8 protein-coding genes are annotated in these 7,859 nt (G+C 69.9%); 4 read left to right on the top strand and 4 right to left on the bottom strand.

The window, feature by feature from the left end; all coding sequences use genetic code 11:
• Positions 1–173 precede the first annotated feature (173 nt).
• Positions 174–1,739 carry a family 43 glycosylhydrolase gene (locus AX721_RS02705; RefSeq protein ID WP_068874438.1) on the top strand — a complete coding sequence of 522 codons (1,566 nt, stop codon included), beginning with the start codon at positions 174–176 and terminating at the stop codon, positions 1,737–1,739.
• Between the two features lie 6 nt (positions 1,740–1,745).
• Here AX721_RS02705 and AX721_RS02710 read toward each other — a convergent pair whose 3' ends face one another.
• On the bottom strand, positions 1,746–3,551 hold the full coding sequence (locus AX721_RS02710) for a DUF885 family protein (protein WP_068874439.1): 1,806 nt from the start codon (positions 3,549–3,551) through the stop codon (positions 1,746–1,748).
• A gap of 124 nt (positions 3,552–3,675) precedes the next feature.
• On the opposite strand from AX721_RS02710, the gene AX721_RS02715 reads away from it, so the two are divergent.
• Positions 3,676–4,614 carry a DUF808 domain-containing protein gene (locus tag AX721_RS02715; protein WP_068874441.1) on the top strand — a complete coding sequence of 313 codons (939 nt, stop codon included), beginning with the start codon at positions 3,676–3,678 and terminating at the stop codon, positions 4,612–4,614.
• Between the two features lie 3 nt (positions 4,615–4,617).
• Here the strand turns inward: AX721_RS02715 and AX721_RS02720 are convergent, their stop codons facing one another.
• Entirely contained in the window at positions 4,618–5,880 is a 1,263-nt protein-coding gene (locus AX721_RS02720) for an amidohydrolase family protein (RefSeq protein WP_068874443.1), read from the bottom strand.
• Positions 5,881–5,954: 74 nt separating this feature from the next.
• Complete coding sequence (locus tag AX721_RS02725; protein WP_068874445.1) at positions 5,955–6,533, bottom strand: TetR/AcrR family transcriptional regulator; 579 nt, start codon at positions 6,531–6,533, stop codon at positions 5,955–5,957.
• 83 nt (positions 6,534–6,616) lie between these two features.
• Between AX721_RS02725 and AX721_RS02730 the strand changes: the two genes are divergently transcribed.
• Positions 6,617–7,054, top strand: coding sequence for a tautomerase family protein (locus AX721_RS02730; RefSeq protein ID WP_068874446.1), 438 nt, complete (start codon positions 6,617–6,619; stop codon positions 7,052–7,054).
• Between the two features lie 28 nt (positions 7,055–7,082).
• Here the strand turns inward: AX721_RS02730 and AX721_RS02735 are convergent, their stop codons facing one another.
• Positions 7,083–7,277, bottom strand: coding sequence for a hypothetical protein (locus tag AX721_RS02735; protein ID WP_068874447.1), 195 nt, complete (start codon positions 7,275–7,277; stop codon positions 7,083–7,085).
• Positions 7,278–7,346: 69 nt separating this feature from the next.
• Here AX721_RS02735 and AX721_RS02740 point away from each other — a divergent pair.
• Positions 7,347–7,859, top strand: a 513-nt coding sequence (locus AX721_RS02740) for a DUF5615 family PIN-like protein (protein WP_231754697.1), incomplete at its 3' end; no start/stop codon positions are given.

Consider the following 7,859-nt stretch of genomic DNA (forward strand, 5'->3'; position numbering starts at 1 on the left):
GTGTCAGAGCCGGAAATGGTAGCGGTAGCAGGGGCCGAAGAGCCCTTCCGGGGGGGAGCACCGGGCGCGGGCGCGACATGCGGCTCCGACCCGCCCGACACGCACCGCGGAAGGCTACACGCCCAGCGATGACGTCCGCCGCGCGCCGGCCCTTTGAGACAGGTTCTGAAACCATGCAGGTCCCTACCCGCCGTTGGACCCTCGGCGCCATGGCCGCGGCGGCGGCAACGCCAGCGCTCTCCGCCCCGCTATCCTGGAAGCCCGGCGTCGAGGGCCAGCGTCAGGCGGACCTGGGCGACGGGACGTTCCTCAATCCTATCGTCGCCGGCGACCGGCCGGACCCGACCATCCTGAAGGACGGGGCCGACTACTACATGACCTTCTCGTCATTCGAGGCCTATCCCGGCGTGGTGATCTGGCACTCCCGAGACCTGGTGAACTGGACACCGATCACGGCGGCGCTGAAGACCCCCATCGGCTCGGTCTGGGCTTGCGAGCTGATCAAGCACAAGGGCCGCTACTACATCTACATCCCGGCCCGTTATCCGGACCGCCGCTCCACCTATGTGATCTGGGCCGACGACATCCGCGGCCCGTGGAGCGAGCCGGTCGATCTCAACCTGCCCGACCACATCGACCCCGGGCACGCCGTGGGCGAGGATGGGAAGCGCTATCTCTTCCTGTCAGGCGGCGACCGGGTCCGGCTCACCGACGACGGGATGGCCACCGATGGGCCGGTGGAGCATGTCTACGACCCTTGGCGCTATCCGGTGGAGTGGGACGTGGAGGGCTTTGCGCCCGAAGGGCCCAAGATCACGCGGCGGGGCGACTGGTTCTACCTGATCACCGCCGTGGGCGGCACGGCGGGACCGCCCACCGGCCACATGGTCATCGCCGCGCGCTCGAAGTCGATCCATGGGCCGTGGGAGCACTGCCCTCACAACCCGATCGTGCGCACCACCTCGAAGGACGAAAAGTGGTGGTCGCGCGGCCACGCCACGCTGGTGGAGGGGCCGGCCGGCGACTGGTGGATGGTCTACCACGGCTACGAGAACGGCTACTGGACCCTGGGCCGGCAGTGCCTGCTGGACCCGATCACCTGGACGTCCGACGGCTGGTTCAAGGCCAATGGCGGCGACCTTTCCAAGCCGCTCCGCAAGCCCCGGGGCGGCCAGGCCGGCCCCAACGGCCTGGCGCTCTCCGAGGACTTCTCGACCTCGAAGCTGGGCGTCCAGTGGGCCTTCGCCGATCCCGCGCCGGGCGAGCTGGACCGCGTCCGCTATGACCGCGGCCTGGTGCTCAAGGCCCGCGGCGCCGCGCCCAAAGACTCGCCGCCGCTCACCTTCGTGGCCGGCGACCAAGCCTACGAAATCGAGGTTGATGTGGAGATCCCGGCGGACGGCGCGGCGGGGATCCTGCTGTTCTACGACAAGCAGCTCTATTGCGGCCTGTCGTTCGACGCCCGCACCTTCATCACCCACCAGTACGGCCTGGAACGCGGCCGGCCGACCAACCCGAACGGACGGCGGATGCGGATTCGGATGCGCAACGACCGCCACATCGTCACGTTCCACACCAGTCCGGACGGCCGGACCTGGACCAAGTTCGACCGCCAGATGGAGGTCTCCGGCTACCACCACAACGTCCGCGGCGGCTTCATGGCCCTTCGTCCCGGCCTGTTCGCGGCCGGGCGCGGCGAGGCGCGATTCAGCAACCTCACCTACCGCGCCTTGCCCTGAGCCGCGTCAGGCCTTCTGGCGGGCGATCCAGCGGTCCGTCCGCGTCTCCAGCACCGGCAGCGGCAGGGCGCCCGCCCCCACCAGCATGTCGTTGAAGGCGCGGATATCGAACCTCGGCCCCAGCGCCTCCCGCGCCCGGGCCCGCAGCGCCAGGATCTTCACCATTCCCACCTTGTATGAAGTGGCCTGTCCCGGATTGACGAAGTAGCGGCGGATCTCGGAGCGGATCTTGCCCGGCGGTTGCGGCGAGTTGGCGGTGTAGAACGCCACCGCCTGGGCCTCGCTCCAGCCCTTGGCGTGGATGCCGGTGTCGACCACCAGCCGGATGGCGCGCCAGATCTCGCGGCCCAGGCGGCCGAAGTCGCTGTAGGGGTCGACGTAGAAGCCCATCTCCTTGGCCAGCAGCTCGGAATAGAGTCCCCAGCCCTCCACATAGGCGCCGTAGTTGTACTGGCCGCGGAAGGCCGGCAGGCTGGTCATCTCCTGGGCCAGCATGATCTGCATGTGATGGCCGGGCCAGCCCTCGTGATAGGCGGTGCCCTCCAGTTCGAAAGTCGGCGTCGCGGCCGTGTCGGCGAGGTGGACGTAGAACACGCCGGGCCGCGAGCCGTCGGGAGCGCCCGACGAGTAGTGCGCCGCACCGCCCGGCTCCTCGCGGAAGCTCTCAACCCGCTTCACCACCAGGTCCGACTTGGGCAGGCGGCCGAAGACCGTCGGCAGCTTGGCCTTCATGCCGGCCAGGTAGCCCTCGGCCAGCTTGAGGTACTGCGCGCGGCCCGCATCGTCGTTGGGCAGGAAGAACCGCTTGTCGGTGCGCATGAAGACGAAGAAGTCCTCCAGCGATCCGGAAAAGCCGATCTTCGCCTTCAGCGTCTCCATCTCGGCGCGGATGCGCTTCACCTCATCGAGGCCCAGCTGGTGGATCTGGTCCGCGGTCATGTCTGTGGTGGTCTGGTCCCGCAGCATGGCGGCGTAGAAGGCCGCGCCATCCGGCAGGGCGCCGGCGCCCTTGGGATCGGCCGCAGCGTTGGCGCGGTCGGCCGCCAGCCAGGCGGCGACCCGGTCGTAGGCAGGCTTCATCTCGCCCGTCATGGCGGCGGTCACGGCGCCCAGCATCCGACCCTCGGTCGCGGCATCGATCTTGCCTGCGCTCCGCAGCCTGGCGAGCTTGGACGTGGCGTCGGCGAACAGGGCCGAGTCGCCGTCGGTGGTGAATGGCGCGCCGGTGGTGATGCGCCGCACCTCGTCTAGCGACTGGTCATAGGAGAAGCGCGGCATCCGCACCCCGGCCGCAGCGGAGGCCTTGGCCCGCTCCAGCGACTGGTCCAGCGCCCGGCCGATGGCGGACACGCGGGCGATGTAGGCCTCCATGTCGGCGGGGCTCTCCACCCGGTGCTGATTGATCATGAAGTTCGGCAAGCTGGTGTGCGGGCCGTTGCGGTCGAACACATAGCGGTGGCCGCGCCACCGATGGTCGGCCTCGGCGCGATCCAGTTCGAGCGCCCAGATTTCGTAGGAGGTGCGGGCGTCCTCCGAAAGCTTGGCCGGGTCGAACCTCGCCTTCATCTGCGCCACGCTCGCGCGCCGCCAGGCGATGGCCCGCTCGGCGGCGGCATCGCTGCGGTCGGTGAGCTGGTCGTAGGCGGCCTTGCGGCCCAGCCGCGTGAGGCGCTCGGGGCTCATCGCCAGCTCTTCCTCGAACTGGGCGTCCAGGAAGGCGGTCAGCTCGGCGTTGACGTCGGCCGCGGCGGCGCGCGTCGCGACAGCCGCGCCGGCCAGGCCTAGTCCGAAATCACGGCGGGAGAGGCGCATGGGTTACTCCAACTGTTGCCCGCGAAGGCCTATCCGGGTTCGAGGCGCCTCGCCAGCCGCCCGCGCTTTACGTCGCCGCCGACAGCCCCTAGGCAGGACGCTCGGACATCAGGGACGCTCATCCATGGCTTCGGGCCTAGTCGCGCTGCTCGACGACGTCGCGGCGATCGCCAAGATCGCGGCCACCTCGCTGGACGATGTCGCCGGCGCCGCCGGCAAGGCCGGCACCAAGGCCGTGGGCGTGGTGATCGACGACGCGGCGGTGACCCCTGGCTATGCGGTGGGCTTCACCCCGGACCGCGAGCTTCCCATCGTCTGGAAGATCGCGCTGGGCTCCCTGCGCAACAAGTTCGTGTTCCTGCTGCCCGGCGCCCTGCTTCTCAGCGCCTTCGCCCCCTGGGCCGTGACGCCGATCCTGATGGTCGGCGCGGCCTTCCTCTGCTTCGAGGCGACCGAGAAGATCGTCGAGGCGGTCACTCACCATGAGGGGGCCGACGAAATGGAGGAGCTGGCGCTCAGCTCCGCCGAACTGGAGAAGGAAAAGGTCTCGGGCGCCATCCGCACCGACCTGATCCTGTCGGCCGAGATCATGGCCATCGCCCTGAACGACGTCACCGAGCGGCCGCTGATGATCCAGGCCGCCGCCCTGGCCGTGGTGGGCCTGCTGATCACCATCGGCGTCTACGGCGTGGTCGCCCTGATCGTGAAGATGGACGACATCGGCCTGCACATGAGCCAGCGTCGCCGCCCGTCCAGCCAGGCCCTGGGCCGCGGGCTCGTCAAGGCGATGCCGGTGGTTCTGGACGTGCTGACCAAGGTGGGCACCGCCGCCATGCTGTGGGTCGGCGGCGGCATCGTCATCCACGGGCTTGAGCACTTCCACCTGCCGCAGATCCCGCACCTGGCGCACGCGGCGTCCGAATGGGCGGCGCAGGTTCCGGGCGTCGGCGCGGTCACGGGCTGGCTTGCCTATGCCCTGGCCTCGGCGGTGGTCGGGCTCATCGTGGGCGCGGTCATCGTCGGCGTCGTCCACCTGATCCCGAAGCGCAAGAAGGCCGCCTGAGCCTCAGCGCCCGACGAGACGCCCCGCCTTCACCACCCCTTCGACCCGCGTCAGCGCCGAGATATCCGCCAGCGGGTCGCCCGAGACGGCGATCAGGTCGCCTGCGAAACCCGGCGCCGCCTGGCCCAGTTCGCGCTCCAGCCCCAGCGCAGCCGCCGCCTCGACGGTCGCGGAACGGATCGCCTGGGCCGGGCTCATGCCGGAGCGGACCATATAGGCGAACTGCCGCCCGCCCAGGCCGTAGGGATAGACCGCCGCATCGGTGCCGAATGTCAGCTTCACCCCGGCGTCGACCGCGCGGCGGAAGCCGTCGCGCTGGGCGTCCGTCGTCTCGCGGTTCTTGCGCAGGTATTCGGCCGGCCACCCCTCCCGGGTCCCGACCTCCTCGATCCAGTCGCCGTTGTAGATGTCCATGTCCAGCCAGACGCCCCGCGCCCTGGCCAGCGCGATCCCCTCGTCGTCGATGAGGCTGGCGTGTTCGATGGTGCGGGCGCCGGCGCGGATCGCCGCCTTGATTCCCTCCGCCCCGTGGGCGTGGGCGATGCAGTAGCGGCCGAGCGCACGGGCCTCGTCGCAGGCGGCGGCGATCTCCGCCTCGCTCAGCTCCAAAGCACCGGGCTCGCTGCCCACCGCCAGGACCGCGCCGGTGGCGATCACCTTGATGAAGTCGGCGCCCTGGCCGATCAGGTATCGCACCCTGCGGCGCGCCTCGTCCGGGCCGCGCGCCTCGCCGAGGCGGAAGGCCATGGGGATCTCGACGCCGTCCGGCGCGCCCGTCACCGCCCCGCCGCCTCCGGGCTTGGTGATATAGGCGCCCGCCACGACCATCCGCGGCCCCTCCACCTGGCCCGCCGCGATCGCATCGCGCAGGGCGACATCGGTCAGGCCGCGATAGGCGCCCACGTCCCGCACCGTGGTGAAGCCGGCCTGCAGCATGGTGCGGGCGGCCTCCGCGCCTTTGAGAATCGTTTCCGCCTCGGAATGCTTCAGCGCCTCGGCGGGATCGTCCGTCTGGCCGAACCCGTCCGCCACATGGGTGTGCATGTCGATCAGGCCCGGCAGCACCGTGTAGCGCGACCAGTCCAGCACCCGCCCGCTCGTCGGCGCGTGCGTCCAGGGCGTGACCGTCGCGATCCGGCCGTCAACGATGGTGATCAGCCGCTCACCCACGGCTTGGCCACGCACAGGATCGACGAGCCGGCCGGCGCGGACGTGCAACGTCTCGGCCGAGGCCGCCGGAACCAGGGCGGCCAAAGCCAACGCCATTGCGGCGCGCGCGACGAGCCGACCCGCTTCAAGAAACCCCACGCGCCACCCCGCCGCCAGACCTCAGGCGGCGATCATGCCCCCGCGTCGTCGCCGCCGACAACCTCGGCCAGGGCCGCGCGCAGGTTGGCGTCCAGAAGCTCGTTCGCCAGCGGATGGTCGTCGGGCACGGCCCGCGACAGCATCAGCGCGCCGACCATCCGGGCGACCAGGGCCACCGCACGCTCACGGCGGGCGTCGCCCTTGCCGGCCAGGCCCGTTTCGATCGAGGCGATCATGCCTTCCAGGCCCTCGGCGAACACCGCCCGCAAGGCGTCCGGCTGACGACCGATGTCGCCGGCCAGCGCGGCGGCGGGACAGCTCTTGCCCGGCGCGTTGCGCGCGGCCCGCGAGAGGTAGCGCGGCAGCAGGCCTGCGACGCCGTCCGCCCGCGCCCGCTCCGCCGCCATCTGCGCCCAGGCGGTCTCCAGCGCCTCGGCGGCCAGGACCTGCTTCGAGGCGAAGTGGTTGTAGAAGCCGCCGTGCGTGAACCCCGCAGCCTTCATGAGGTCTCCCACCGGCACATCGTCGAACCCGCGCTCGCGGAAGAGCGCCGACGCTGCGGTGACCACCCGTTCGCGGTTTTCCTGGGCCTGGGCCTTGCTGATCTTCATCCGGAACCTGCCGCTTGACGCGCCTCGATCTTGCAATGATGATGAGCGTCATCATTAAAGTCAACGGCGCAGGGAGCCGACAGATGCCGCTTTGGAAGATCTATCACCCAGTGGGAGCCTTCACGGCCGACGACAAGCGCGAGCTGTCCCAGCGCATCACCGCGCTCTACAGCCGGCTGCCGAAATTCTACGTCGGCGTGGTGTTCCAGGAAGTCGACCCGGACTCGTTCTTCGTCGGGGGCGAGCCGGCCTCGAAATTCATCCGCATCTGGGTCGACCACATCGCCCGCACCCTGCCCTCGGCCGAGGCGCGGACGTGGTGGATCGGCCAGTGCGACGAGGCGCTGGCGCCCTATATCCGGGATCGCGGTTTCGACTGGGAGTTCCACATCGACGAGACGTCGTTCGAACTGTGGTCCATCCAGGGCATCCGTCCGCCCTTGCCCAACAGCGAGGACGAGAAGCGCTGGATCCGCGAGAACAAGCCGAGCCCTCTGGTCGGCGAGACCCAGCCCGCCTGAAACGGGCGGGCTGCGGCCCCCCGTCAGCCTAGAGCTGGTTGAATTCCCCGCAGCGGCACTTGACCACCACGTCGTTGAAGAACGAGCGGTCGACGCGGACCAGTTCCTGGCGGCAGGCGCCGCAGGCGTAGGCGGAACCCTGCTGGTCGCGCGGAGCCTCGTCGGCCTGCACGAGGGTGCGGCGGCCCACGAAGAGGCCCGGGAAGGTACGCAACTCGATCATTACTCTGCTCCAAGATGAGCCAGGGGGAGCTGGCCGCTCTTCGCAATGCAAAATCCATTCTACGAAATCATGTTGCAGCGCAATGACGGAACGGCGCCGGCGCGCACGGATTTCACCAATATGCGCTTTCTTTGCGACGAGATGCTCGTTCGGTTGGCGCGCCTGCTGCGCGCGGCAGGCTATGACACCTATCTGGCCTCCAATGGGGAACCCGACTCCGAACTCATCAAGACGGCGCGCCGCGAGGGCCGGATCCTGCTCACGCGGGATAAACGGCTCGCCGCCGCGGCGCACGAGTCGGTCCTGATCCGCGGGTTCGGCGTCGACGCCGAAGCGCACCATCTTTCCCGGGAGGTGGTGCTCGACTGGGAGTTTGCGCCCTTCACCCGCTGCGTCATGGACAACGCCCACCTCCGCGACGCCGGTGAACACGAGGTCGCCGCGATGCCGGGCGCGGCGCCCGAACGGGGCGGCCCGTTCCGCATCTGCCCCGCCTGCGGTCGCAGCTACTGGCCCGGCAGCCACGTGCGGCGGATGGAGGCCCGGCTCGGCCGGCTGGCGCGCGACGCCGCAATCCCGCCG

Origin of the sequence: Phenylobacterium sp. CCH9-H3, from assembly GCF_001557235.1 — a bacterium.
Classification (GTDB): Bacteria; Pseudomonadota; Alphaproteobacteria; order Caulobacterales; family Caulobacteraceae; genus Phenylobacterium.